Below are 24,081 nucleotides of genomic sequence, written 5' to 3'. Positions count from 1 at the left end.
AAATTAACAAGACATTTAGTAATCCGCTTGATTTTTGATGATGTCTGAGGCTCTTTTTTTAATGGTTTCTACTTGTTTCTTGTCCATTTTGTCCAAGATGATATACATCATTTTCATTCTTTGGTTATCCTGTAATTGCTTTCTTTTGTCATCTAAAAAATTCCAGTAAAGACTATTAAAGGGGCAAGCATTTTCTTCTGTTTTTTTCTTGTAATCATAATGGCAACCTGTGCAATAATTACTCATTTTTTGTATGTAAGATCCCGATGACACATAAGGTTTCGTAGCAATGTTTCCTCCTTCTGCAAATTGACTCATACCCCTTGTATTGGGTAGTTGCACCCATTCTATGGCATCTGCATATATACCTAGGTACCAAGCATCCACTTCATCAGGATGAGTTTGGGTAAGTAAAGCATAGTTTCCAGTAATCATTAAGCGTTGAATGTGGTGGGCATAGGCGTGATCTAATGAATTCTGAATGGTGTTTTTGAGACAGTTCATTTTGGTATCACCATCCCAAAAGAAGGTTGCTAGCTTGTTGGTGTTATTTAAGTGATTTTCGTCCTTAAATTTTGGCATCATGGCCCAATACATTCCACGCATATACTCTCGCCATCCTAAAATCTGTCTGATGAAGCCTTCTATTTGGGATATATCTATGTTTTTTCCATGCTTTCGGTAGTAATTCAAAACGGTATCAATGACATTTTTAGGAGAAATCAATTTTAAATTCAGTGCAAAGGATAGTCTACTGTGGAATAAATTAACTTCTTCAGTATTCATGGCATCTTGATAGTCTCCAAAATATTGAAGGAGCTCTTCACAAAAATATTTTAACTGATTTAAGGCTTGTTTTCTTGTAATGGGATATAAAAATGTTTGGGTAGAAAAGGCACCTATGGTTTTTATTTTGGCCTTTTCTATGTCTTTAAGGACGACATCCACATCATTTTTAAAATATTTGTAATGCGGCACTTTTGGATTGTCATTCCATGATTTTCGGTTGGATTTGTCATAATTCCATTTTCCGCCTTCGGGTTGATTGTCTCCTACAATAAGAATCTGGTGTTTCTTTCTCATGTATCTATAAAATGTTTCCATGAGATATTGCTTTTTTCCTTTAAAGAATTCTTGAAGTTCATTTCTGTCTGTATAGAAATGTTCGCTAGAAACGGTTTCAGAAGGAATGGCGAGGGATTTACAAATAGATTGTAATTGCTTATCTAAGCGGTGTTCATCAGGAAGCTGGTATTCAAATTTACTAAAACCATGCTTTTGGATAAGTGCTCCTAAGTTTTCATCCAGCTTTTGATGGTTATACTTGTCATTTATTTTATAATAAATCACATGATGACCTTGAGATTGGAGCGCTTCACAAAACTGTCTCATGGCCGCAAAAAAGCCAATCACTTTTTGAATATGATGGACCACATAGTCTGTTTCTTGCCTCATTTCAAATAGGCAATAAGTCACCTCTTGGTCAACTTCTTTAAACCAGGAGTGTTTGATATTGAGTTGATCTCCTAAAAGTAGTTTGAGAGTTTTCATTTATATTGGAGTTCGTTCTAACCAGAGATTTTGGTAGGTTTCCTGAGGGTCGTATCGTTCGGCTTGAAGCTTGACATTGAATTCGCGGTTTCTTGGATCGTTGCCTACACCTGATAGGTACATCCAGTTGCCATAATTGCTGTGGACGTCATAATCAAGTAACAAGGATTCAAAGTAAGACGCCCCAATACGCCAATCTAAATTCAAGGTTTTGGCAAAGTAAGACGCTACATTTTGCCTTCCACGATTACTCATCCAGCCAGTTTGTTTTATTTCTAACATATTGGCATTTACAAAAGCTTCTGGAGTCTTACCATGAATCCACTCATTGATTAAATCCCAATCTTGTTTCCAAACATAGTCTTGTTGAAGAATTCCATGGATGCGAAATATAGAATTACCATATTTTAAAGAGACATATTTGAAAAAGTCTCTCCAGATGAGTTCGAAAATTAACCAATAGGTGGAATCATTTTTGTTATGTAACTTTTCAAACTTTTTCACATTCCAATAGATCATTTTTGCGCTTATAGAACCATTTGCCAACCATGGTGAAAATTTCGAACTATAATCAACTCCCAATAGCCTATTTCTCGTTTTTTTATAGGTTTTTATTGTTTCGTTTTGAAATAAATATTGATCAAGTCTGTTTAATGCCGAAGTCTCTCCACCTTGAAATGGAAAGGCAGTAAGCGAATGTTGTTCAAAATCTTCAAAACCCAATTCCCATAGGGTGGGTATTGGCGTGTCCTTTTTAATAATTGTACAGCTCTCGTTTTTGGTTTCTATCAGGGGGCGAATAGATGCCGTTTTTTCTATCCGTTTTCTAAAATCTGTAAAAACTCGCGGGACGGATTCAACCTCAAATGGCAGGTCTTCGGGATGAAATAGGAACTGACTGTAGAAGGTATGGAATATGACTGAATGGGGTATGTTTCTTTTTAATTCATTTATAACTGCTTGCTCTTCTGAAGTCCATTCATTTTGATAATACATGTCTGATATCGAAAATTCTTTGATCAAATCAGGAATAATCGTTTCTGGTTTTTTATGATAAACCAAAAGTGTAATACCCAAAGTTGCTAGGTTTTTCTTTAAATCTGTAACAGTTTCTAAAAGAAATTTTGCTCGAAACTTGCCAGTTTTTTGAAATCCGAATGCCGTGTTTCTGTAGTGTCTGGGGTCAAAGCAATAAACGGCAATAACGTTTTGGTGATTTTCACAAGCTTGCTTTAAAGAAGCGTTATCATGAATTCTTAAATTATTGGTAAACCAAACTAGGCCGTATTTCGATTTTTGTTTCTTCTGCATTTTTCACTACAATAGATTACATCGTTCCAGTGGTGTTCCCATTTTTTTCTCCAAGTGAATGGGCGATTGCAAATAGGGCATATTTTTTCTGGAAGGTGTTGTTTTTTCATGTTGCTACAAGCCTTCTTATCATACCGTTAAAAATATAACCATGAAAGGGAAGTACTGCATACCAATATAGCCGTCCGGCTATGCCTCTAGGTCTAAAGGTTGCTGTTTGTTTTAAGAGGTTTTCTTCAATTTTGAATTCCAACCAGGCTTCACCGGGAAGTTTCATTTCTGCATAAAGTAGAAGCTTTTGTTTGGTTCTGTCTGCATAAATGACGCGCCAAAAATCCAGAGCATCTCCTGCATGCAAGTTGTAAGGATTCGTTCTGCCACGTCGTAAACCTATGCCGCCAACTAATTTGTCTAGATACCCTCTAATCTTCCATAAAAAATTACCATAATACCAACCTTGGTTTCCGCCGATGGCCCAAATTTTATCGATGGTTTTGTCGGTATTGGTGACCTGTGCCTCTTTATAATCTTTAAAACAACCATATTTAGGAACATTGATGTATTTATAAAGATTCTTCTTCAATCGACCGCTGCTTACCATGGAATCTTTCCAACTTGAAACAATGGTGTTTTGTTCTATTTTCTCAAAGGCCAATGACACAGCTTCTTTATAGGAAATGGGATGAATATCAAGAAGTTCATTTATTTGACTGGGTTTACCAATTATTTGAACACTCATACTATCGACCAAAGAAGTCGCTAATTTGTATGAAGTAGAGGTTACAAAATAAAGCCAGTAGGAGGAAAGCTTTGGAGTCATGACTGGAACGGTCCAAATATGACGATTCAATTCCCTTACCTCGGCAAACTGTAGCAACATGTTTTTATAAGTCAGAATTTCTGGACCGAAAATATCATAAGAATGATTGTAAAGTTTTTCATTGCCCAAAGCTTTTGACAGATACGACATAACATCTCTTACTGCCAGCGGTTGTGTTTTAGTGTGAAGCCACTTGGGAGCAATCATCACGGGAAGTTTTTCTACTAAATCTCTTATGATTTCAAAGGAAGAACTACCAGAACCAACGATAATTCCTGCTTTGAAAATAGTAGTAGCAAAAGTGCCTGATTTGAGAATGTCTTCAACTTGCTTTCTTGATCTAAGATGTTTTGAAAGCTTTTCCTCATTGGTAATTCCACTTAAATAAATAACTTGCTGGCACTGGGTTTTTTCTACTCGTGATTTAAAATTTTCGGCACAAGTCATTTCCATTTTTTCAAAATCTTTGGAAGAATTTGACATGGAATGAATCAGATAGTAGGCAGCATCAATATCTTCAGGAATATTCTGTAAGGTCTCTTTTTTTAGGAAATCAACTTCTACAAAACTGACGTATTCTTCATCCAAAGTTTCATCTGCTCGCAAACGGTCACGAACAGCGCAAACCACATGGTGTCCCTCATTAATCAAAATAGGAATGAGTCGCTTACCAATATACCCGGTTGCCCCCGTGACCAGTACTTTCATTTAAAAAACGTCTTGATTTTTACATTCTGGGATTTTAAATCAAACATCAGGTTGTAAAGGCCAAAAAACGTTCGATTTATATAAATGAAATGCTCTGAACCTCTGTTGCCATTCATTTTTCTTATCTGGGTGTTTTTGGCATATTTCTCACCTAAGGCTGCTATTTGATTAAAGAAATCGGCATTAGAAAAATCAAAGGTTTCCTCTTGAATAGGTTGGGTAAACAGACTGAGCATTTCATAAAACATTTGACTGAAAAATTCTATCTCTTTTGGCCCGTCTTCAGGTTTTAAAATCTCCAATTCATAAAGTTTATCCTTAAAAAACTCAGGATTGTTTAAATTGTGTGGTTCAGCCAATTCAAAATAAGGAACATAAAAGTCTTCAGGAATGGTTTTAATACATCCAAAATCTAAAACGACTAAATCTCCTTCAATTGAAACCAAAAAGTTTCCTGGATGCGGATCGGCATGTACCTTTTTTAATACATGAATTTGATACATGTAAAAATCCCACAGGGCTTGCCCCAATTGGTTTGATAATTCTTGATTTTGATTGTGTTTTACAAAATCTGAGAGATGCTCACCATGCATGTAATCCATCGTTATGATGCGATTGGATGACAATTCTTCGTAATAATTGGGGAATTTTAAATGTGGAATGTGCATGCAAGCCTCGGCCATTTCTCTACTTTGGCGTAATTCCAATTCGTAATTGGTTTCTTCAATAAGCTTATTTTCTACTTCCTTAAAATACTTGTCAGAGTCTTTCCCTTTGATGTTAAACATTTTAATCGCTATGGGTTTAACCATAGCCAAGTCAGAAGATATGCTTTCTGCGACTCCAGGGTATTGAATTTTCACAGCTAATTTTTTCCCATCTTTTTCGGCTTCATGCACTTGGCCAATACTGGCTGCATTGACAGAATTGGGATTGAAGGAGTCAAATAAATCTTCTGGCGATTTTCCAAAATAGGACTTAAACGTTTTGTTTACCAAAGGAGCGGAAAGGGGCGGAACTGAAAACTGAGCCAATGAAAATTGCTCCACATAAGCTCTTGGTAAGATGTTCTTCTCCATACTAAGCATTTGGGCTACTTTTAAAGCACTTCCTTTCAATTGCTTTAAACTATCATAGATGTCCTCGGCATTATTTTTATCTAAATTCTCTCTGGCTTCTTCTTCGGTCTTTGTGATTTTATCTCCATAGTATTTGAGATAGTTGACACCTACTTTAGCGCCCGTAGTAACAAGCTTTCCGGCTCGTTGTATTTTACTGGTAGGGATATGATCTATGGTTTTCATATGGTGCTTATTTCATGGGCATTTTTTCTTTAAAAAGAAATTTCCCGAGGTCTACAATGCTTTTTAGTGGCGTGGTATCTAGAATATCAAAGCTGGTATTCACAGATTTTTCTATAAAAATATCTGTTTTTTCAAATGCTTTGGAAGTGTCTTCCATCCAGAACTTCATAGTTAAAAGTAATTGTACCCATGCCGATTCACCGATAAAGCGTTTCTTTGCTTTTTCAATTCTTTCTTCTTTAAAATCTAGGGTTTCAATTCCTAGGGACTCTATGTAATCAATAAAGGTTTCTCTTAAAGCTGATAGGCACTTTAAATTTTTAATATTGTTTTTGTGTTTATTGAGGGCATAGGTTACATAGCTTCTATTTGCTGTTAAATTTTCGAAAAAAGTAAAGTAAAAGCTAAGTAATTTGGTTCGAGCATCGTACGTATCATACTCCTTACTAGAGGCTAATGTTGCGAGTGTTTGTATCGCAAATTGGTTAAAAATCTCTTTTTCCAGGGCTTCAAAAGAACTAAAGTGTTGATAAAATTCAGATTCATCAATGTTATGTTCTTTCCCAAATTTATGTACCGAAGTGGGTTCTTTTCCAAATTCAAGTACATAATCCATATAGGCATCTATTAAATGCATCAAGGTTATTTTCTTTTTTTTTGCCATTCCAATGTTTTTAGTAAAATTACAAAATGTTTAATTATTATTTAAATAAGTTAAACAAAATTTAACTCAAAATGCTATTTTAAAGCTTATACTATGATTTTAGTTCCTTTAATTTCTTTAAAAATCCAGTAGACCCCAAAAGAATTACCTTTTTCTTAACAAAATAGTGAGTCGTATTTTTTGTAATTTTATATTTGTTAACAATAATTTTAACTAATTAGAAATGAAAAAAATATTACTATCAGCAGTAGGACTTATGCTTGCCGTAAGTTTGAATGCACAAGTTTCAACCCCTCAACCTAGTCCAACGGCTAAATTGGAGCAGCCCGTGGGATTAACTCAAGTTACTTTGGAATATTCACGTCCAGGAGTCAAAGGAAGAACGGTATTTGGGGATTTAGTTCCTTACGGAAAAATTTGGAGAACAGGAGCCAACAAAAACTCAATCATTACCTTTAGTGATGATGTAGAAGTAGCTGGTTATGAAGTAAAAGCTGGTTCTTATGCCATCTTTACAAAGCCAGGAGAAAGTTTATGGGAAATTTATTTGTATTCAGATACCAATAATTGGGGAAATCCTGAAAAATGGGATGAAAGTAAAGTGGTTGCTATAGCTAAGGCTCAAGTGCATCCAATACCATTCAATGTGGAGACTTTTACCATGGATATCAATAATATTAAAAGTTCTGAAGCTACCTTAGAGTTTATTTGGGAAAAAACTTATGTGGCTGTGCCATTTACAGTACCAACTGATAAAAAAGTTATGGCTTCTATCAATGATGCTTTGAGTGGATCGCCTAAGGCCAATGATTACTATGCAGCAGCGGCTTATTATTATTCTGAAAATAAGGATATCGAACAAGCTAAGGAATGGATCGATAAGGCAATGTCTATGAATGAAAAGCCTCAATTCTGGCAATACAGACAACAATCTCTGATTTATGCAAAAGCAGGAGATAAGGATGGTGCTATTGGTCTAGCTAAAAAATCTATGCAGGCTGCAAAGGAAGCTGGTAACGATGACTATGTAAAAATGAACATGGATTCCCTAAAAGAGTGGGGGGCCATGTAATAATTACATATTAGGAAAATAAGAAAGCGCAACTTTTAAAAGTTGCGCTTTTTTTTAGTCTGTTTCCTCCAGAATGAATATGGCTTCCACTGGTTTTTTGAATAGTTTGGCAATTTTCAAGGCTAGTACTGTGGATGGCACGTATTTGTTTTTCTCCATAGCATTGATGGATTGTCTGCTTACCCCAATGGCCTTTGCCAGATCTGCCTGGGTCATATCGTGTATTGCTCTTTCTACTTTTAAATTATTCGTCATGACTCATGCTCTTTAATCTTAAGAAATGGAATCTAAAGACATAAATAATAATAGGGGTAAACATATTGAAAATAAGGACGCTAAAAAAGGTCAGATCATATACAAAAATTATGGCTAGGATTAGGACAATGTAATTAACCAAGAAGGCCCAAACTAAAGAGTCTTTTCTCAGTTTGGCAATAAACTCATCTTCAATTTTTTCTTTTGAAAAGCAAAGGATAAGACCTCCAATAATGATTGCTAATGCTGCTAATTCATCTAAAATATCATTCTCGATAAGCTTAAAAAAACCAGACTCAGAAGAAAGAAATGAACCACTTTGGTAAATAGACAATACTTTGATGGTAAAAAAGTCATTTTCAAGATTGTTGACATCAATGATAATGCCTAGAATAAGACCTGTAATAAACAGGGGCCAACCCAATATCTTAAATTGGTTTGGGAATAGATAAGAAGTTTTCATAACTGTTCGATTTTTGATTGAATAATTCAAAAGTAAAGAAAACTTTACATAAAGTAAAATAAAATATTCTTTTTGTAAAAAATATTTATCACAATGAAGTCAACTATGCTTAATTTGGAAAGGGATAATGCTATCTTAAGACCGACTAAAAAGTTTTATTAAATGGATAAAAATGCTTAAATTAGATAGCATATTTCACTCCCTGAGTCCTAAATCGAAGCGTTTTAATTTAAACTTTTTAAAATGTCTGGTAAGCAACATTTGGGACACCAATTAATAAAGTGTTTAGAAGAAATTCTTGAAAAAAACTTAGAGAACGAGAAGTTTGGAGTAAATGAGCTTGCTAAAGAAATAGGGTTTAGTAGGTCACAACTTCATAGGAAACTTCAAAATATTAGTGGTCAATCAACCAGTCAATTTATAAGGGAGTTTAGATTGAGAAAGGCCTTAATAATGCTTCAGAATGATGAGGTTACCTCTTCAGAAATTGCTTATCGGGTTGGCTTCAATAGTCCTACTTATTTTAATACCTCCTTCAAGGATTATTTCGGATTTACACCGGGAGAAACTAAATATAAAACAACAGAGGAACTTGATTTTAATAACTTAGTTAAGCCTACTACTCATAGGCCATCTCCAAAGAAAAAAGTTTACGCCTTAGTGCTAACAGGAATTTTGGTTGTCGTTCTTGGCTTTTCGGGTGTTAAACTTATAAACAAAGGGAAAGAGGTTCCTGGTAAAGAAGTTGTTCCTAACCAAAATGTATTGGACTATCCCAAGAAAACAATCGCTGTGTTACCTTTTAAAAGCCTAAGTAATTTGGAAGAAAATGAATTTTTTGCAGAAGGGATGCGGCAAGACATCTTAGATAATCTTTCCAAAATTGATGAACTCGTAGTAAGGTCACAGCAATCTGTGGCCCAACTTTTAGATCAAAAGCTGTCAAATAAAGAACTGGTAGAAAAGTTGGATGTTGATTATTTGGTAGGTGGAAGTGTACAAAGAATTGATAATCGTGTGAAAATAAGAGTCCATTTAACTGATACAAGGCAAGACGTGCAAATGTGGTCTCAGGATTTTGATAGGGAATATGCTGATGTGTTTATTTTGGAAAGTGAAATATCTCGTCTGATTGCTACGGAACTTCATCTTTTGATTTCACCACTGAATATGGAACGCTTCGAAAAAATTCCAACTGATAATTTAGAGGCTTTTAATTACTATAATAAGGCGCGATTTTACTGGTGTGATTTTTCTGAAGGAGGTTTTGAATTGATAGAAACATATTTAAATAAAAGCATACAGTTGGATCCAGATTTTGCTTTAGGCTATTCGGGTTTAGCTGAAATTTATTTATGGAAAAGTTGGCCCACACCTTCCTATGATGAATTAGTTAAGGGAAAGCAGTATGCTATGAAAGCGGTTGAAATTGATCCAGATTTATCTGAGCCTCATAGGGTCTTGGGGTGGTATTATTTGAATTATGGTTGGGATTGGGAAAAAGTAGAGGAGGAGTTTGAGAGATCCTTAGAGCTTAATCCTAACAATTATGAGACCTATTGTATGTATGCGCAATATGTTTTTTACACCTTGGGTGATTTTGATAAAGCTAGGGATTTACTCGATAGTGCTAAAAGAATTTATCCAAATTCATTTTATGCTAACGTTTTAAGTTCCGAATTATATTTACAATTGGAAGATTTTGATAATGCCCTGGAGGATGCAACTATGGCTGAACTTGTTGTACCGCGAGATCTTTGGTCTTATTGGGTAAAGTTTAAAATCTATGCAGCCATGGGGAAAGAGGAAGAGGCCATAAAAATGTTGGAAGAAGGTTGGAGTCTTTATCCTGAATTTAAATCCAACATTCCTCCTATGAGACAAGCCTTTGAAAATAATGGTGTTAATGGGGTGTTCCAATGGATTAATGATTCAGATATTAATAACTCAGATTCTGAATCATTTCAACTTAATGCCTATTGGGTGGCTGAGAAATTTGCGTCTATGGGGGAGAATGAAAAAGCATTGGATTGGTTAGAAACGGCATTAGAAGAGCAAAATGCCGATATGTTTAAAACAAAATATCACGCCTGTTTCTCAAAATTAAGAAAAGAACCTAGATTTCTTCATATTTTAGAAAAGCTAGGTTTGGGTGATTATGAGCCCTTAAAAACCTAATTTTCTATTATTTTTTAATCCCTGAAACATAATTTAAAGTGTTTCAAATAAAATTTCAACACTTTTTAAATGGTTTAAAGCATTGCAACTTCTAAGATATGTGGTGCAACAAATCTTTGATGACCTTTGGATAACTATTAATCATTAAATCCAAAAGTCATGAAAACCTTATCAATTACCTTATTTGCCATCTTTTTATCAAGTCATTTAATTATGGCTCAAAACGAACCTTTATTGACAGAAGTGAATGTGTCTAATTATGAACTTCCTGAAATAAAAAGATCTTCACGAACAAGTGTCTTACATGCCACTTATTTGAAAAAAACTAAAGAGATCAATATGTCCAAACACATACAAAATTTACGAAAGTATGTTTCCAATTACGATTATAGAAAAAATGAAAACTTTGATGTATTAAGTCAAACTTCAGAGGTAAAATTTCAGTCCGAGAAGGGGTATATTTTAGTGACTTATGATGTAAATGGAAAAATTATAAAAACTGAAGAAGTTTTTAAGGATGTAAAAATTCCACTGCGGGTAAGACAAACCGTTTTTTATGTTTATCCAGGATGGATTTTAACCAAAGTGAAGTATCATTCACAATATATGGAAAATCAACCCAATACAACTTTCTATAAAGTTGAAATTCAAAAAGGGGATGAGACTAAAAGTATTAAAGTAAATAGTAAAGGGGAGTTTCTTTAATCAATCAAAAAACGTTCGGAGCCTGCGACCTCGCAGGCTTTTTTAGTAAAAATATTTAGACATTCTTTTAAGGAATGTTTTTCAATATTTTATTTAATGGAGAAAAAAGTGTAAATTATATGAAATAGAATTCCCTAAGTCCTATATCCAAGCGTTTTAATTAATTTTTTAAAATGTCTACTGCAAACCAATCAGGACAAGATTTCTTGAACTGTCTAGAAAAAATTTTAGAGAGGCATTTGGCGAATGAAAATTTTGGCGTTAAAATTTTGGCCAAGGAATTAAGGATTAGTAGGTCCCAATTGCATAGAAAACTCCGAAAGTTAAGTGGAAAGTCTACAAGTCAATTTATCAATGCGTTTCGGTTAAAAAAAGCATTGGAAATGCTACAAAAGGATGAAGCTACGGCTTCAGAGATTGCTTATAGAGTTGGATTTAACAGTCCATCTTATTTTAACACCTGTTTTAAAAGTTATTTTGGGTTTACACCTGGAGAAGCGAAAAATAAATCTAAGGAAGAAATTGAAATTGATACTCCTAAAAGATTATTCCCATTTACCCTATCAAATAAAAGTAAGTATGCTTTGATATTATCGGGTATTTTGATAGTTGTTTTGGGTATAGCAGGAGTAAAGCTATTAAATAACGAAGAAAAGAAAACCCAAGGATTTGAAACTTCAAACGTAAGCGTCCCTGATAAATTCAAAAAAACAGTGGCAGTTATGCCCTTTAAAAGTTTAAGTGATTTAAAAGAAAATGATTTCTTTACTGAAGGTGTGAGGCAAGATATCATATACAATCTATCTTCAATCAATGAACTTGTAGTAAGATCTCAACAATCCATATCCCAATTGATCAAACAGGAGGTTCCGCACAAGGAATTGATCGATAAATTAAATGTTGATTATTTGGTAGACGGAATTGTACAGAGAGTTAAAGACCGAGTTAAAATCACGGTTCATTTAACAGATGCAGAGAATGATGTACAAGTATGGTCGCAGAATTTTGACAGAAAGTATTCTGACGTGTTCATTTTAGAAAGTGAAATATCAAGATTGATTGTAGAAGAATTGCATTTAATGATTTCTGCTTCAAATATGGAGCATTTCAATAAAACACCAACAAACAATTTAGAAGCGTATCGCTACTACAATAAGGCCCGGTTTTATTTATCCGATTTTAATCTTAAAACTAATAAATTGGCAGAATCCTATTTGATAAAAAGTATCGAGTTGGATCCTAATTTTGCTTTAGGTTATTCCGGACTTGCTGAAATAATGTTTGGGAAAAATTGGCCAACTCCCTCTGAAGATGAAATATCAAAAGGGTTTGAATATGCACAAAAGGCCATTGCACTGGATCCAAATCTTTCTGATCCCCATCGTGTATTAGGTCAGTATTTTATGTATTTTGATTGGAATTGGGAAAGAGTCGATGAAGAGTTTAAGAAATCTATAGAGTTAAATCCTAACAACTATTTAGCCTATTGTATATATGCCAATTATACCATATTTACTTTGGGGAATTTTAAAAAGGCGAGAACTCTTATAAACCAGGCTAAATCTATTTATCCAGATTCTTTTGAAGTTCATATTTTGAGCGCTTTGTTGTTTATGCAATTAGGAGATTATGAAAATGCCTTAAAGGAAGCATCTATATCAGAATTGGCCAACCCAGGTTACCTACCTAGTTATTGGGTAAAATTTCTTATTTATTCAAACACAGGAAAAGATAAAAAAGCTATGGGTATTTTGGAGGAAAGTTGGAACATACATCCAGAACAGCAACCGCTTGTTGAGCCCATGAAAAGAGCTTTTGAGGAAAATGGTATTATTGGAATTCATCGGTGGTTGAATGAATATTCTATTAAAAACCCCAATTCTGAGTCCATACCGTTTAATGCTTATTGGATTTCCGAAAAATATGCCATTATAGGGGAACATCAAAAAGCTCTTGATTGGTTAGAGGTGGCTTTGGAAAATAAAAACATTTTAATGTTTTCAACAAAATTTAACCCTCACTTTAAAAATCTAAGGAATGAAACTAGGTTTCTTCAAATCTTAAAAAAGCTCCAATTGGGAGATTACAGGTCGATGGAGATTTAAAAGGTTCTTCATTTTATAATTAAAATTTAAATAGATTTTTTAAACAAAAGACTCGCGATTGCAACAATATTAATAAGTAGTGCAACATGTCTTTTATGAGCTTTGGGGTATTATTAATCAATTTAAATCCTAGAGTCATGAAAACCTTTTCAAATTACTTGTTATTATTACTTTTTTTAATTGGGATGGGCGAAATTCACTCTCAACGATTAATTGCTGAAGTAAATACCGATAAACTGGAGCTGCCAAAATTTAAGAGATCTAGTACTTTAAAAATGTATCATAAAGAATACTTTCATAAAATGAAAACAAGTAGGATCGCTCAGCATATTTTGATGATGAGAAAACATGTAGCCATGTACAATTGTAAAAATTCAAAACAATTTACGGGACAACAAACATGTTTTGAAGTCAAATTTAAGTCCGATTACGGCTATATATTTGCTCATTTTAATTCAGGTGGCGAAATTATTAAAACGGAAGAAGTTTTTTCAGATATCAGAATTCCTAACCAAGTAATTCGGTCTATTTTTTATATTTATCCAGAGTGGACTTTGGAAAAAACAAAATTTTATGCCATGTATGAGCTCAATCAACCAATTGACACTTACTATGAAGTTGAAATTAAAAAAGGATATCAAAGAAAAACTTTAAAAGTAAATAACAAAGGCGAGTTTCTGTAACCAACCAAGGAATGTTGGGAGTCTGTTATTCATAGCAGGCTCTCAATATTTTAAAGCAATCCTATCTCTTACCTGGTCTAGTAATGTTATTAATCTTTTACTGAATTCAAAATTCATGATAGGGCTTTCCTTTAATCCTCCTGGTATTAGTTCATTTATATGTTGTGCTTCAAAAGAGTAGCCAATGGTGTTGTAACCAAAATCCAAGGTTTTCTCCTCACCATTTATTGGAGACATTGTCACGGTACACGGTTCATGAAATCTAGAATTTAATTTTATTATTCCTGTTTCACAATGAAAGGTTGCCGTAGTTGGAGTATCTTCTAGCAATGTACTTTTTAAAATGGCTTTCGTGCCATGTTGATAATTAAAAGTCATGGTACAGCTGGAATCTACACCATTTTCAAAATAGGTTGCTTCTGCTTCTATGTCTTTAGGAAAACCTAGGGTGGATAAGGCTGCAAATATAGGGTAGATACCGATATCCAATAAACTACCACCTCCCAAATCTTTTTTAATGAGCCTAGAGGTTACATCATAATTAGCTTTAAAGCCAAAATCGGCCTCCAATTCCAACACTTCTCCAAAAGTCTTGTTTTCAATTTGCTGAATTACAAATTGAAAATGGGGAAGAAAATATGTCCACAGCGCCTCCATTAAGAGGGTGTTGTGATCCTTCGCAATTTGAATCATTTCAGTTACTTCCTCTAAATTCATTGCAAATGGCTTTTCACATAGAACAGCTTTTCCATGTTGGAGGCAAAGTATCGAATTTTCTTTATGAAACACATGAGGTGTCGCTATGTATACCGCATCGATTTCAGGATCTTTAACTAGGTCCTCATAGCTTCCATATGTCTTTTGAGCACCAAATTTCTTTCCAAAATCAACCGCTTTGTCATGTGAACGGGATGCTACTCCCAACAACTTCGTATTGGGGAGCGTAAGCAAATCAGTGGCAAATTTATGAGCAATTTTACCTAAACCGATAATTCCCCAATTGATTGTTTTATTTGATGTCATTTTTTTGAGTTGTTTGTAAAATTAAGGCCAGAAGAATGACCACCATACATCCAAATAGATTTAACCAAAGGTACGGCATCCAATCTAACCACCAAACAAGAATAACAATGATTTGGGTGATTATAGCTCCAATAAACACTGCTTTGGCTTTTACCATTTTAAAAAAGAAAGCCAATAAAAAGATCCCTAGAACATTTCCGTAAAAAATGGAACCTATAATATTAACCAATTGAATCAAGTTTTCTGCTAGATTAGCAATACAAGCAACAATAATGGCCATAATTCCCCAGCCTAAAGTCAACCATTTGGTGGCTTGGACATAGTGACCTTCATCTCGGTCGGGTGCATAACTACGCTTATAGATATCTAAGGCAGTGGTGGAGGCTAAGGCATTTATTTCACTCGCGGTACTGGACATAGCTGCAGATAATATTACAGCCAATAACAATCCAATGAGACCCTTAGGTAAATTGTTTAGGATAAAATGAATAAAAACATAATCTTTATCATTGGTTTCAATGTTTACTAAGCGGTCAGCGGCAGCTTTTTCAATAAGGTCTTTAGCTGCATTTCGATTGGCTTCATCGGCAGCATTTGAGTCATGGATTTTTTGAATAAGAGTTGGGCTTTTGGTGACTACATATTCTTGTATGGCTTGTTCCCTTTCGTTGAATATTTTAGCTTGATCTAATTCTAAAGCCTTATATTCCTCGGAATATTTTGAGTTTTCTATGGTGCTATTGGCTGCAGGATTAAAGTTGATAGGAGAAGGATGGAACTGATAAAAAACAAATACCATGACACCTACTAACAATATAAAAAATTGCATAGGAACCTTTAAAAGACCATTAAATATTAATCCTAATTGCATCTCTCGCATGGATTTACCAGATAAGTATCGTTGCACCTGGGATTGATCGGTTCCAAAATAGGAGAGAGCTAAAAATGTACCGCCAATAAGACCACTCCAAACTGTGTATCGGTTTTCAAAATCAAAGGAGAAATCCAATATGTTCATTTTATCACTTGCCCCTGCAATTTCTAATGCATTTGAAAAGGTAATATTTTCAGGTAAATAACTTAAAATGACAAAAAAGGCAATAAACATGCCTATAAAAATAATAGCCATTTGTTGTTTTTGGGTCACGCTAACGGCCTTAGTACCGCCTGTTACAGTGTATACAATGACCAAAATACCTATAATGATATTTAGGTAGGTAAGATTCCAACCTAATACAGCAGAGAGTATGATTGCTGGAGCATAGATTGTAATTCCAGCTGCCAATCCGCGTTGTATTAAAAATAAAATGGCTGTAAGGCTTCTAGTTTTAACATCAAAACGGCTTTCCAAATATTCATAGGCCGTATAAACCTTTAATTTGTGATAAATAGGGATGAATACCATGCATATGATAACCATAGCAATGGGAAGGCCAAAATAGAATTGAACGAAGCCCATTCCATCGTGAAAGGCTTGTCCCGGAGTGGATAAAAATGTAATGGCACTAGCTTGTGTAGCCATAACAGATAGACCGATGGTCCACCATTGTGAGCTATTACCCCCTCTTACATAATCTTGAACATTTTTACTTCCCTTAGTTTTTAAGCTGCCATATATGACTATTGTCAATAACGTTCCAATGAGTATAATCCAATCAATTGTTTGCATTTAGAACGTTTTCATGATGATATAAAACAGGAGAATATAAATGGCGTTAGCAACCAAAACTATGGTGTAAAGGTTATTCCATCGATTATGCGATTTTTCCGGTTCCATATTAATCATTTAATGAGGTTTGGTTTTGTATGTTGGTTTTTCCTATTGATAGCATGTTGGCAAACAATCTATAGGCACCAGAAACACCAGCCGGAAATTCACGGAAAAAGCTCAGCCCGGTGTAGATATAATAACCCTGACCATATTTGGCAACTAATAAGCTTCCTTTCTTTTTAGATTCTCCTTTATCATGCATTTCAAGAATGGGGGTAAATTCTTTGTCCCAAGAATCTGGAAAATAAAGACCGCGTTCTTGCGTCCAGCCCTCAAAATCTTTTTCCGAAATTTTATTAGGGTAATTTAAAAGCGCATGTTCCTTATCAATAAAAGATACTTTAGCATTTTCATCGGTAACTCGATCTCTCGATAAGTGAATGGAGAACGGTGCTAGGTTATCGGTAACCAAACGATGGCTGGTATTGTATTGTACAATCATATTACCTCCGTTTGAAACAAAATCAAATAATATATCTTGTTTATATTTCAGGTTTTCAATGGTATTGTAGGCTCTTACACCAACAACGATGGCATCAAATCGGCTTAATGTTTCTTCTGTAATATCTTCTGGACTAATGGTAATGACTTCGTACCCAATTTGTCTTAAGCTTTCAGGAACTACATCCCCGGCACCTTCAATGTATCCTATATTTTGTCCCATTTTTTGAATGTTCAACCTTACGACTTTAGTTTCACTGGGTAAAAGCACCGTTTGATAGGGAATGTGTTCATAATCGATTTCAATCAATTCCTTAGTATAGGTGTGATCTCCTACTTTAACGATAGGGGTCATTAATCCCTCACTTTCATTTTTGGGTGGGATAACTTTAAAGAAAATGGTTTTGGACTCCCCTTTGTAGTCAATGTGAACGTTTTGGCTTTCTGGATAAATATTCCAGTCCTTTGGATGGGCTATAGTAACAGAAGCATCCAAATTATTCTTTCCAGAAGTTACTGTAACCGGTATTTCCATCTCCTGGTCTGTATTAAAGATAAGCACCTTTTCATCAATTTTTGCTGCTGCTTCGGGTACAATTTCAAAAGGCTTATAAACTTCTCCTTTTACAGGATCATTCATTTTATACACGACAGCTTTTTGAAATGAGATGGGCGTGTTTTCGATCTCTAAATTAAAGGATACGTTGAATTGCCTTGGAGTCTCTGGCTTCCCAATTAAATCAGGATTTTCTACATTATACATTCCTAAACTCCCTTTTTTAGTGAGCCAATAAGGAGTGGTAGGTTGTTGATTTGTGCCAATTGCCAAAGATTCTTTATACTCTAGTTTTTGGTTGTTTTGTAAAGAAACATTTTTTGAAACTTTATGATTGTTAGTTTCATAGCTGACCAATTTTATGGGTTCATTACTTCTATTGATAATTTCAATATTGAGTTGAACTGTTTCCCCTGCTGTTGCATGTTGGTCGCTGGAAACAGCCTCCAGATAAAGACCAGAACAAGCAGCTATGATATCTTTGATCTCTGCAGTTTTAAGTGTTTTCCAATGGGCGTCTTCCAACTTTTGGATAAGCTTGTAAGCTTCTATTAATTGTGGGATAGAAGCTGACGGATTAGTGAAATCAAAATTTCTTTCCACTTCTTCTAAAATACCACCTATGGCTTCGCCTCCTCTTACCCGACCCCAAGTCGTGTTGATGCCCTCGAAGATATCACCATTTTTAGGCATGTCACCTTTAATAAGTTCTACGTATTCCATTTGACTTCCGCGGGTCCCAGTATTTCCAAAACCTTGAGATTTATGTTGGCTTCTGCTTAAAGAAGCTATCTCAGAATTGCTTAAACCGAGAGTAGGATAGTAGGTGCCAATATCAAATCCCATCATTCCTGACTTATCAGCTTTTTCAAATTTCTCCTCACTGCCGTAGAACCACCAAGAAGTGTTGAAAAATAGGCGCTTTGGTTGCCAAACCGAAGTCGCTTCCAACTGGTCTGGAAATTGACTTTGATTATTGGTAAGATCAAAAGCTTCTACGCTCAACATGGCAGAACTTGTATGATGACCGTGGGTGCTTCCTGGTGACCGGTGGTCAAATCTATTGATGATGATGTCTGGTTTAAATTGTCTAATGGCTAAAACCACGTCATTTAAAACATCCTTTTTATTCCAAATGGCCAACGTTTCATCAGGGTGTTTGGAGTAACCAAAGTCATTGGCTCTTGAAAAGAACTGTTCACCTCCATCAATTTCTCTGGCCGTAAGTAATTCTTGGGTTCTAATGACACCCAATAGTTCTCTTATTTCTGGTCCAATCAAGTTTTGTCCTCCATCCCCTCGAGTTAGGGAAAGATAGGCAGTTCGCGCATGCACTTCATTAGCAAAATAAGAGATTAATCTGGTATTTTCATCATCAGGATGTGCTGCGACATATAATACAGATCCTAAAAAATTTAGTTTTTTAATAGAATTATAAATTTCTGATGCATTGGGCTTCGAAGGTTTTTGAGCAAATGTCAATCCACAGATAAATAATGCCAAAAAGGATGAGACGAGTTGTTTTCTTGTCATGTTTTTTTAGTTAGGGAGGGCTAAAGATAAAAAGAATACCAAGTAACGGCAGGGATTTAAAGTTTCTTTAACTTAAAGCCATTTCTTACGTTTGAAATAGAGTAACATGCCTATAAATATGGCAATCATAACGGCCCAAACACCATAATAGGAATATTTGTAATGAAGTTCTGGCATGTGGTCAAAGTTCATTCCGTAAATGCCCGCAATAAAGGTTAGCGGTATAAAAATGGTAGCGATAATGGTTAGGACTTTCATGACTTCATTCATCTTATTGCTGATGGTAGTCATATACATATCCATTAAACTCCAGATCATTTCACGGTAAATATCAACGGTATCTGATAATTGAATGATGTGGTCATAAATATCCCTGTAGAATTGCATGATTCTTTTGTGGATTAATTTATGATCTGTTTTTTCGATGCGGTTGATAATCTCCCTCAAAGGGAAAATGGCGCGTCTCACCTTTAAAAGTTCCTTCTTTAAATCCAATACTGTGCGGCTCATGGATTCATCTGCATCGCCTTCAAATAAAGTACCTTCAAGATCTTCTATCTTGTTGCCCAAGGTTTCAGCTACCACATAGTAGTGATCAACAATGGCATCTATAAGCGCATAAAGGAGGTAATCTGATTGCATACCGCGGATTCTACCTTTTCCATGCCTGATGCGTTCCCTCACGTTATCAAATACATCACCTTCAGCTTCTTGAAAGGAAAGCACATAATTATCTCCTAAAACAAAACTGACCTGTTCAATGATAATATTTTCATCTTTATCATAGTGAAGCATTTTTAGGGAAATAAAGATGTAGTTTTCATATTCATCTATCTTAGGTCTTTGGTTTATATGAACAATGTCCTCTAAAATTAAAGGATGTAGCTCATAATGGGACCCGAGTTTTTCAATTTGATCTACATGATTTAATCCATTGAAGTTTATCCATGTGATGGAATCAGTTGCTTTAAATTCATAAGCTTCCTCTACGTTTAGAAGCTCTTTTTCAACAGCAAACTCGGGATTGTAGTCAAAAACATCAATGAATAATTTTTCTTTGGACTTATCACCTGTGTAGACTATGGTTCCTGGTGCTTGTCCAATATGTTTTTTATAGCGTGAAGTTCTGTTTTTTTTCTTGGCCATATGTTTTATAAAAATAAACAAAAATTATAAAGCATCATGGCCATCATCAATTGCATCTTTTTTTAATAGGGTAACGGGTTTTTGAAGAATTAAATTATTGGGATAGGTGACAAGGTCGCCATTATCAAGACGCAGATGTAATTGAAACGCCCTGATATCTTCAATGATGGCCTCTATGGGGAAATCTTTATCATGTATTTGAATTTTATCTCCCACTTTGTAAGGAAACGAGAAAAACATGATGATTCCAGAGGTTATGTTGCTTAGTATGGACCAAATTGCAAAGAGCGCAATTCCAATTACTGCAAAAACGGAAGAAAAGATAAGAGCTAAGTCCTTAAATTCTGTTCCAAAAATAAAAGCAGCAACAAGAATTCCTATAAGAATGAAGTTAACAGTGATGTACCTGATTATTAAATGAATTCTAGCTTCATTAATACCAGTTTTTCGCCCTAGTTTTGCAACTGAAAGCACGGATATTTTCCTCAAAATGAGTAATGTAATGACTAAAATTAGTAGTCTTAATAGCTCTGTTTTTATATCTTCAAAAATCATTTAATAAATGGTATGGTAGTACAAAGATATTGACAAAATCAAAGGAAGTGACGGTTACACCAAACTATTTAATGTTTGATACACCAAATGGGTGGGTAGGCCAACCACATTGAAATAGGATCCTTCAATACTTACAATTCCTATTTGGCCAATCCATTCTTGAATCCCATAAGCACCTGCCTTATCAAAAGGTTTACATGTTTCAATGTAATAATTAATTTCTGCTTCAGACAATTCTTTGAAAGTTACCTTTGTAGTTGCATTGACCGTTTTTTGAATAGATTTGGTTGTAAAGCATACAGAGGTTATTACCTCATGGGTTTGATTGCTTAAAGATTGAATCATCTTGAAAGCGTCTTCTTGGTTTTGAGGTTTTCCAAGGGCTTCTCCATGATGCCAAACAATGGTGTCGCTAGTTACCAGAATGTCTTTTTCCTGCAATTCATCTTTATATGGAAGGGCTTTTAACTGAGCCAAATAATCACTAATTTCAAAATGGGATAGACGTGAAGGATAATCTTCCTCAACAGGTTTTAGCCTAATTTCAAAATCTAATCCTAATTCCTTGAAAAACAGCTGTCTTCTGGGAGAACCAGAGGCAAGAATCAAGTGGTGATTTTTTAGTTTAGAATGAAGCATTAATTAGGTAAAATAAATTTATAAAGCAACAAAGACAAAATACCAAATAGCATGACTAATTTCAATACCATGCTAATATGATGAAATTGTTTTTTGGTTTCAGCATTAAATAGTTTGATGGATATGTAAATCATCGGTGCTATTAAAAACATCAAAAAGTAACCTGCGGCTAATTGTTGGTGGTATAAATAAGTGACCGTATAGTAGACTATGGCTGCCAGCGGAATAAACGATAAAAGAAATGCGATTTTAGCAGCACGCTCCCTTCCCAATACAATGGGGAGCGACTGAATTCCTTCCTTATAGTCTCCATCTACATCTTCTATATCTTTAACAATTTCACGCAGAAAATTGATCATGAAAGCAAAAACCGAATAGTCAAATAAAATTTTGAAAAAGGTAAATTGCGTGGACTGGTTCATCTTGGTGATAGCAGGTAATAATTCAAACAGCCCAACAAGGAGAATAGTAAATGCAACCAAGACCGATATAACCAAATTTCCAACTAATAACATTTGTTTTAGAAATGAAGAATAAATGTACAATAGAATGGAAATGATTGCGAAAATAGAGAAAAATGGTCCTTTATTAATGGCCATGGCTAAATAGAAACCAATGCACACACCTATGATGTTTAAGGCAAAAAATAGGTTGTATGCGGTTTTTTCTGAAATAGCTTTACCCACGATTACTTTTTCGGGCTTATTGATTCGGTCAATTTCAATATCATGGATATCATTGATAATATTTCCAGCTGCCGCAAGACATACACTGGATAGAACCAATAGGAAAAACTCAAAATTTGAAAGTGTTGTGGTTGACGCAAAAGGTTCTAATAAGGCATATTTAATCAATAACTGGGTTAAGGCAATCAACAACAGATTTTTCCATCGAATCAATTTTAAAATACTCATTCAGTAAAAATTATATGAAAAATGTTTCTTTAAAATGGGTCCATAGAAAATCTTTGAACACCACCACAATAGTAATAATTATAACAAGAACAATAGCTAATGCTTTATTGTTTTGAAAGGCGATTTGCTTTTTGATTTTGTTTTTGATGACTTGTCGTTCTTCCTTTGTTAAAGCATGATGATCAAAATCTAACTCATGTTTTTGTTGGCTTACAGCGTGCAACCTTTCCTTGTAATCCGAAAAAGAACCTTGGGCTTTCCGATTGAAAACGTTCATGTCATTTCCAAATCCAATGTATCCAAACCCTGTTTTATGTCGCCGCTGCGTTTTTGACAAATCTTATATCGTTTTAATCGTATTTGGCATCAAAATGACCTTGCCATTTTTCCTGAACCTTCAATACTTGTTCAATGACATCCCTTACGGCACCTTTGCCACCATTTTTATGGGATACATATTTTGATATTTCCTTTATTTCTGGTGCAGCATCTTGCGGGCAACATGGTAAGCCAACCAATTTCATGACTGGATAATCTGGAATGTCATCTCCCATGTAAAGTACATTTTCAGATTTGATTTGGTAGGTATTTAAATATTCATCCAGTTGTTCGATTTTGTTATGGGCTCCTAAATAAATATCTGTAACTCCCAGACCACGTAGTCTTTCTCGAACTCCCTCATTGGTGCCTCCAGATATTATACATACTCTAAATCCTGATTGGATGGCAGTTTTTATGGCATATCCATCTTTTATATTCATGTTTCTTAGCATTTGCCCATCAGTGGTGACTATAATAGTTCCATCTGTTAGCACGCCATCAACATCAAAAATGAAGGTTGTAATATGTTCCAAGTATTCCTTATAACTTTTATCTTCCATGGGTCTTTTTTATAGAGTGGGTAAGGAGTTCATATATCTTTTTGTGTTCCTCCTTTTCAAGAAGCTTTAAATGTCTTCTTATGGTTTTTTTATCGTTTCTTTTAGCTGGTCCTGTTTGAGCCATGTATGGAGACATGTGTTGGACTTTTTGAGCCGTTTCCATGATAAGCGGTTTTAAAATATCAAAATCAATACTTTTAGAATCACTTATTTCATGTGCAATACGGTAAAGCTGATTCGTGAAATTGTTCACAAATACAGCCGACAAGTGCAGTGTTTGTCGTTGTTCCGAATTGATGCGATACCATTTACTTCCAATGCTTTCTGCCAATTGTTTTAAAATGTCTATGTCCTTCTTATCAAGTACTTCTATACAAATAGGAACATTTTCAAAAGATAGTTCGGCATCTTTACTAAAAGATTGTAATGGATAAAAGACACCTCGTCTGTTTTTTGAATTTAAATCATGAATGCCCACACTACCGGAAGTATGCACTACCAACCGATTTTCAAAAGGCAATTCATTTGAAATATTGGAAACCGCATCATCACTCACTGCAATAACATAGACATCTGCATCCTCTAGTAAATTAAGATCATCAATGGTATTTACTTCATTCATGAAACTACTTATCCTACTAAAATCCCTATTAAACCATTGTTTAACAGTAACGTCCGGTGCCATTTTAAAGGCTTGATATAAATGAGAAGCTACATTTCCAGCTCCTATAATGCTCACTGAAATCATAACGCTAAAATACGCATTGTCTCATGATTTAAAAACCTAAGCCCTATCTTTGTTT

General features: G+C 34.7%; 23 protein-coding genes. 5 read left to right on the top strand and 18 right to left on the bottom strand.

Annotation, left to right across the window (positions count from 1 at the left end):
- Nucleotides 1–15 precede the first annotated feature (15 nt).
- From GZ212_RS08220 to GZ212_RS08195, 6 genes are read right to left on the bottom strand one after another with little or no spacing between them, the layout of a single operon-like run.
- Nucleotides 16–1,551 carry a cryptochrome/photolyase family protein gene (locus GZ212_RS08220; protein WP_166958876.1) on the bottom strand — a complete coding sequence of 512 codons (1,536 nt, stop codon included), beginning with the start codon at nucleotides 1,549–1,551 and terminating at the stop codon, nucleotides 16–18.
- Nucleotides 1,552–2,862 carry a DASH family cryptochrome gene (locus tag GZ212_RS08215; RefSeq protein WP_166958874.1) on the bottom strand — a complete coding sequence of 437 codons (1,311 nt, stop codon included), beginning with the start codon at nucleotides 2,860–2,862 and terminating at the stop codon, nucleotides 1,552–1,554.
- The gene (locus tag GZ212_RS08210; RefSeq protein WP_082316576.1) at nucleotides 2,829–2,972 is read right to left on the bottom strand and encodes a DUF2256 domain-containing protein; all 144 of its coding nucleotides are present in this window, start codon (nucleotides 2,970–2,972) and stop codon (nucleotides 2,829–2,831) included. Before GZ212_RS08210 ends, GZ212_RS08215 begins: the two co-directional genes overlap by 34 nt.
- Complete coding sequence (locus tag GZ212_RS08205) at nucleotides 2,969–4,390, bottom strand: SDR family oxidoreductase (RefSeq protein ID WP_166958872.1); 1,422 nt, start codon at nucleotides 4,388–4,390, stop codon at nucleotides 2,969–2,971. The genes GZ212_RS08210 and GZ212_RS08205 overlap by 4 nt, the downstream gene beginning before the upstream one ends.
- On the bottom strand, nucleotides 4,387–5,694 hold the full coding sequence (locus tag GZ212_RS08200) for an AarF/ABC1/UbiB kinase family protein (RefSeq protein WP_166958870.1): 1,308 nt from the start codon (nucleotides 5,692–5,694) through the stop codon (nucleotides 4,387–4,389). Before GZ212_RS08200 ends, GZ212_RS08205 begins: the two co-directional genes overlap by 4 nt.
- A gap of 7 nt (nucleotides 5,695–5,701) precedes the next feature.
- A complete protein-coding gene (locus GZ212_RS08195; protein ID WP_166958868.1) occupies nucleotides 5,702–6,358 on the bottom strand; it encodes a TetR family transcriptional regulator C-terminal domain-containing protein in 657 nt (218 codons plus the stop codon).
- A 223-nt stretch (nucleotides 6,359–6,581) separates the two neighbouring features.
- Here GZ212_RS08195 and GZ212_RS08190 point away from each other — a divergent pair, with 223 nt between their 5' ends.
- On the top strand, nucleotides 6,582–7,430 hold the full coding sequence (locus tag GZ212_RS08190; protein ID WP_166958866.1) for a DUF2911 domain-containing protein: 849 nt from the start codon (nucleotides 6,582–6,584) through the stop codon (nucleotides 7,428–7,430).
- Nucleotides 7,431–7,484: 54 nt separating this feature from the next.
- On the opposite strand, the gene GZ212_RS08185 is transcribed toward GZ212_RS08190, so the two are convergent.
- Entirely contained in the window at nucleotides 7,485–7,685 is a 201-nt protein-coding gene (locus GZ212_RS08185; RefSeq protein WP_053971948.1) for a helix-turn-helix transcriptional regulator, read from the bottom strand.
- Nucleotides 7,675–8,148: a hypothetical protein gene (locus tag GZ212_RS08180; RefSeq protein WP_166958864.1), complete on the bottom strand. Its 474-nt coding sequence runs from the start codon at nucleotides 8,146–8,148 to the stop codon at nucleotides 7,675–7,677. The genes GZ212_RS08185 and GZ212_RS08180 overlap by 11 nt, the downstream gene beginning before the upstream one ends.
- 243 nt (nucleotides 8,149–8,391) lie before the next feature.
- Here GZ212_RS08180 and GZ212_RS08175 point away from each other — a divergent pair, with 243 nt between their 5' ends.
- From GZ212_RS08175 to GZ212_RS08160, 4 genes are all read left to right on the top strand, one after another.
- Nucleotides 8,392–10,326, top strand: a complete 1,935-nt coding sequence (locus tag GZ212_RS08175; protein WP_166958862.1) for a helix-turn-helix domain-containing protein — start codon at nucleotides 8,392–8,394, stop codon at nucleotides 10,324–10,326.
- Between the two features lie 159 nt (nucleotides 10,327–10,485).
- The gene (locus GZ212_RS08170; RefSeq protein WP_053971951.1) at nucleotides 10,486–11,031 is read left to right on the top strand and encodes a hypothetical protein; all 546 of its coding nucleotides are present in this window, start codon (nucleotides 10,486–10,488) and stop codon (nucleotides 11,029–11,031) included.
- A gap of 173 nt (nucleotides 11,032–11,204) precedes the next feature.
- The gene (locus GZ212_RS08165; protein WP_166958860.1) at nucleotides 11,205–13,136 is read left to right on the top strand and encodes a helix-turn-helix domain-containing protein; all 1,932 of its coding nucleotides are present in this window, start codon (nucleotides 11,205–11,207) and stop codon (nucleotides 13,134–13,136) included.
- A 137-nt stretch (nucleotides 13,137–13,273) separates the two neighbouring features.
- A complete protein-coding gene (locus tag GZ212_RS08160) occupies nucleotides 13,274–13,819 on the top strand; it encodes a hypothetical protein (protein ID WP_166958858.1) in 546 nt (181 codons plus the stop codon).
- A 42-nt stretch (nucleotides 13,820–13,861) separates the two neighbouring features.
- Here GZ212_RS08160 and GZ212_RS08155 read toward each other — a convergent pair whose 3' ends face one another.
- The 10 genes from GZ212_RS08155 to GZ212_RS08110 form a co-directional block, all read right to left on the bottom strand.
- Nucleotides 13,862–14,842, bottom strand: coding sequence for a Gfo/Idh/MocA family protein (locus GZ212_RS08155; protein WP_166958856.1), 981 nt, complete (start codon nucleotides 14,840–14,842; stop codon nucleotides 13,862–13,864).
- The gene (locus tag GZ212_RS08150) at nucleotides 14,829–16,511 is read right to left on the bottom strand and encodes a sodium:solute symporter (RefSeq protein ID WP_166958854.1); all 1,683 of its coding nucleotides are present in this window, start codon (nucleotides 16,509–16,511) and stop codon (nucleotides 14,829–14,831) included. The genes GZ212_RS08155 and GZ212_RS08150 overlap by 14 nt, the downstream gene beginning before the upstream one ends.
- Before the next feature lie 109 nt (nucleotides 16,512–16,620).
- Nucleotides 16,621–19,143: a PIG-L family deacetylase gene (locus GZ212_RS08145; RefSeq protein WP_166958852.1), complete on the bottom strand. Its 2,523-nt coding sequence runs from the start codon at nucleotides 19,141–19,143 to the stop codon at nucleotides 16,621–16,623.
- Between the two features lie 72 nt (nucleotides 19,144–19,215).
- Complete coding sequence (gene corA, locus GZ212_RS08140) at nucleotides 19,216–20,289, bottom strand: magnesium/cobalt transporter CorA (protein WP_166958849.1); 1,074 nt, start codon at nucleotides 20,287–20,289, stop codon at nucleotides 19,216–19,218.
- Nucleotides 20,290–20,313: 24 nt separating this feature from the next.
- Nucleotides 20,314–20,844 (bottom strand): mechanosensitive ion channel domain-containing protein, encoded by a 531-nt coding sequence (locus tag GZ212_RS08135; RefSeq protein ID WP_053971956.1) that lies wholly within the window; start codon nucleotides 20,842–20,844, stop codon nucleotides 20,314–20,316.
- Nucleotides 20,845–20,898: 54 nt separating this feature from the next.
- Nucleotides 20,899–21,483: a Maf-like protein gene (locus GZ212_RS08130; RefSeq protein ID WP_166958848.1), complete on the bottom strand. Its 585-nt coding sequence runs from the start codon at nucleotides 21,481–21,483 to the stop codon at nucleotides 20,899–20,901.
- Entirely contained in the window at nucleotides 21,483–22,397 is a 915-nt protein-coding gene (locus GZ212_RS08125; RefSeq protein WP_166958847.1) for a geranylgeranylglycerol-phosphate geranylgeranyltransferase, read from the bottom strand. The genes GZ212_RS08130 and GZ212_RS08125 overlap by 1 nt, the downstream gene beginning before the upstream one ends.
- A 10-nt stretch (nucleotides 22,398–22,407) precedes the next feature.
- A complete protein-coding gene (locus tag GZ212_RS08120; protein WP_166958845.1) occupies nucleotides 22,408–22,734 on the bottom strand; it encodes a hypothetical protein in 327 nt (108 codons plus the stop codon).
- Nucleotides 22,735–22,747: 13 nt separating this feature from the next.
- Nucleotides 22,748–23,278 carry an HAD family hydrolase gene (locus GZ212_RS08115; RefSeq protein ID WP_053971960.1) on the bottom strand — a complete coding sequence of 177 codons (531 nt, stop codon included), beginning with the start codon at nucleotides 23,276–23,278 and terminating at the stop codon, nucleotides 22,748–22,750.
- Nucleotides 23,268–24,026 (bottom strand): Rossmann-like and DUF2520 domain-containing protein, encoded by a 759-nt coding sequence (locus GZ212_RS08110; RefSeq protein ID WP_166958843.1) that lies wholly within the window; start codon nucleotides 24,024–24,026, stop codon nucleotides 23,268–23,270. Before GZ212_RS08110 ends, GZ212_RS08115 begins: the two co-directional genes overlap by 11 nt.
- Nucleotides 24,027–24,081 lie beyond the last annotated feature (55 nt).

The sequence above is a fragment of the Mangrovimonas sp. CR14 genome, assembly GCF_011764015.1.
GTDB classification, from domain to species: domain Bacteria; phylum Bacteroidota; class Bacteroidia; order Flavobacteriales; family Flavobacteriaceae; genus Mangrovimonas; species Mangrovimonas futianensis.
The sequence above is the reverse complement of the archived record's forward strand: the minus strand, read 5'-3'. Positions and strand labels throughout refer to the sequence as shown.

What these genes read in the sequence shown, in the direction of transcription:
- GZ212_RS08220 (WP_166958876.1), bottom strand. Translation starts at nt 1,551, where the DNA reads ATGAAAACTCTCAAACTACTTTTAGGAGATCAACTCAATATCAAACAC.
- GZ212_RS08215 (WP_166958874.1), bottom strand. Translation starts at nt 2,862, where the DNA reads ATGCAGAAGAAACAAAAATCGAAATACGGCCTAGTTTGGTTTACCAAT.
- GZ212_RS08210 (WP_082316576.1), bottom strand. Translation starts at nt 2,972, where the DNA reads ATGAAAAAACAACACCTTCCAGAAAAAATATGCCCTATTTGCAATCGC.
- GZ212_RS08205 (WP_166958872.1), bottom strand. Translation starts at nt 4,390, where the DNA reads ATGAAAGTACTGGTCACGGGGGCAACCGGGTATATTGGTAAGCGACTC.
- GZ212_RS08200 (WP_166958870.1), bottom strand. Translation starts at nt 5,694, where the DNA reads ATGAAAACCATAGATCATATCCCTACCAGTAAAATACAACGAGCCGGA.
- GZ212_RS08195 (WP_166958868.1), bottom strand. Translation starts at nt 6,358, where the DNA reads ATGGCAAAAAAAAAGAAAATAACCTTGATGCATTTAATAGATGCCTAT.
- GZ212_RS08190 (WP_166958866.1), top strand. Translation starts at nt 6,582, where the DNA reads ATGAAAAAAATATTACTATCAGCAGTAGGACTTATGCTTGCCGTAAGT.
- GZ212_RS08185 (WP_053971948.1), bottom strand. Translation starts at nt 7,685, where the DNA reads ATGACGAATAATTTAAAAGTAGAAAGAGCAATACACGATATGACCCAG.
- GZ212_RS08180 (WP_166958864.1), bottom strand. Translation starts at nt 8,148, where the DNA reads ATGAAAACTTCTTATCTATTCCCAAACCAATTTAAGATATTGGGTTGG.
- GZ212_RS08175 (WP_166958862.1), top strand. Translation starts at nt 8,392, where the DNA reads ATGTCTGGTAAGCAACATTTGGGACACCAATTAATAAAGTGTTTAGAA.
- GZ212_RS08170 (WP_053971951.1), top strand. Translation starts at nt 10,486, where the DNA reads ATGAAAACCTTATCAATTACCTTATTTGCCATCTTTTTATCAAGTCAT.
- GZ212_RS08165 (WP_166958860.1), top strand. Translation starts at nt 11,205, where the DNA reads ATGTCTACTGCAAACCAATCAGGACAAGATTTCTTGAACTGTCTAGAA.
- GZ212_RS08160 (WP_166958858.1), top strand. Translation starts at nt 13,274, where the DNA reads ATGAAAACCTTTTCAAATTACTTGTTATTATTACTTTTTTTAATTGGG.
- GZ212_RS08155 (WP_166958856.1), bottom strand. Translation starts at nt 14,842, where the DNA reads ATGACATCAAATAAAACAATCAATTGGGGAATTATCGGTTTAGGTAAA.
- GZ212_RS08150 (WP_166958854.1), bottom strand. Translation starts at nt 16,511, where the DNA reads ATGCAAACAATTGATTGGATTATACTCATTGGAACGTTATTGACAATA.
- GZ212_RS08145 (WP_166958852.1), bottom strand. Translation starts at nt 19,143, where the DNA reads ATGACAAGAAAACAACTCGTCTCATCCTTTTTGGCATTATTTATCTGT.
- corA (WP_166958849.1), bottom strand. Translation starts at nt 20,289, where the DNA reads ATGGCCAAGAAAAAAAACAGAACTTCACGCTATAAAAAACATATTGGA.
- GZ212_RS08135 (WP_053971956.1), bottom strand. Translation starts at nt 20,844, where the DNA reads ATGATTTTTGAAGATATAAAAACAGAGCTATTAAGACTACTAATTTTA.
- GZ212_RS08130 (WP_166958848.1), bottom strand. Translation starts at nt 21,483, where the DNA reads ATGCTTCATTCTAAACTAAAAAATCACCACTTGATTCTTGCCTCTGGT.
- GZ212_RS08125 (WP_166958847.1), bottom strand. Translation starts at nt 22,397, where the DNA reads ATGAGTATTTTAAAATTGATTCGATGGAAAAATCTGTTGTTGATTGCC.
- GZ212_RS08115 (WP_053971960.1), bottom strand. Translation starts at nt 23,278, where the DNA reads ATGGAAGATAAAAGTTATAAGGAATACTTGGAACATATTACAACCTTC.
- GZ212_RS08110 (WP_166958843.1), bottom strand. Translation starts at nt 24,026, where the DNA reads ATGATTTCAGTGAGCATTATAGGAGCTGGAAATGTAGCTTCTCATTTA.